Raw genomic sequence first — 1,445 nt, 5'->3', positions numbered from 1 at the left:
TGAACTGACCCCATAAAGTTGGACAGTTTTTCAGGCGGTTAAATGAGATTGAGTTCTGTATTCAACTGGACTCAATCCACCTAATTTCATCTTAATTCGTTCGTTGTTGTAGTAATTGATATATTCATCAATACTACATTTCAACTGGTCTATATTGTCAAACTGCTGTAAATAAAATAGTTCAGATTTTAATAATCCAAAGAAGTTTTCTATCACAGCATTATCTAAGCAATTGCCCTTGCGCGACATACTTTGTTCTATACCAGTTTGTTTAAGTCTGTTTTGATAGCTCCTCATTTGATATTGCCAGCCTTGATCAGAATGCAACATTGGTGAATCTTTTGAGTCCAATCTTTTGCATGCCATATCGACCATCTTGGCTATCATTTTTTGGTTTGGTATTTCAGTGGTTTGCCATGCAATAACTTCGCCATTAAATAAATCCAAGATCGGGGAGAGATATAACTTTTTGCCATGAATATTAAACTCAGTAACATCAGTTACCCATTTCTGATTGGGTTTGGTGGCATTAAATTTTCTATCAAGCAAGTTGGGTGCTGTTTTCCCATAAGCACCTTTATATGATTGATATTTCTTACACCTAATTAATGCTGTTAGCTTCAATTGCTGCATTAATCGTTGTACTGTTTTGTGGTTAATGGTGTAACCATAACGCCTTAATTGACAGGTAATTCTACGATAACCATAACGTCCTTTATGGTGTTGGTAGATCGTCTGAATCCGTTGTTTTATTTGTTCGTATTTATCAGATCTTTGTAATGCTTTGCTCCAGTAATAAAAAGTGCTTCGAGCTAATTTCATGATGTTCAGCAGGCTATCTAGACGATATTGTTGCCTTAATTCAACGATGATTAGCGTTTTTTGCTGCTGGGTGACTGTTGTTGAATCAAGGCATGCAACTTTTTTAAACAGGCGTTCTCAGCACGTAAATAATCTAACTCACGTTGCATTTCTTCAAGACTAAGAGCTGAGGAGTTTTTATTAGAAGTCAGTGACTTTGTTATTGTTGGCTTCATTGCAAATGGTCTCCCTCTTTTTTTGGGCGCTAGGGCTTGCAAACCACCTTCATCATAACATCGCTCCCACAAACTAATAGAAGATACTGCGTGAATATTAAAATGCGCAGCAGTTTCACGTATAGATAAGTTATGCTCGCGCATATATAAAATTACAGATTCTTTAAATTCAGGCGTGGTATTTACTTGAGGTGATTCCAATCCTAAGACACCATACTTTTTATATGCAGCAACCCAAATGCGAACAGCGGAATGGTTTGTCCCAAATTTTTTGGCTGTAGCTTTTTGTCCACCCTGCCCAGATAAAAAATATTCTACGACAGCGAGTTTAAATTTTAACGTATACCGTCCCATGTGAATGCACCTCATCAGTTGGAGTTTTATGTCCAACTTTCGGGGTGCAGTTCA

General features: G+C 37.1%; 1 protein-coding gene. It reads right to left on the bottom strand.

What is annotated here, in order from left to right; genetic code table 11:
• Positions 1-30: 30 nt before the first annotated feature.
• A protein-coding gene (locus RFH42_RS16820; protein ID WP_374990850.1) for an IS3 family transposase occupies positions 31-1,391 on the bottom strand; the annotation gives its coding sequence in 2 pieces (ribosomal slippage) (positions 31-908 and positions 908-1,391; 1,362 coding nt in all).
• Positions 1,392-1,445 lie beyond the last annotated feature (54 nt).

Origin of the sequence: Acinetobacter rudis (genome assembly GCF_031157835.1) — a bacterium.
GTDB classification, from domain to species: Bacteria; Pseudomonadota; Gammaproteobacteria; order Pseudomonadales; family Moraxellaceae; genus Acinetobacter; species Acinetobacter rudis_A.
The sequence above is the reverse complement of the archived record's forward strand: the minus strand, read 5'-3'. Positions and strand labels throughout refer to the sequence as shown.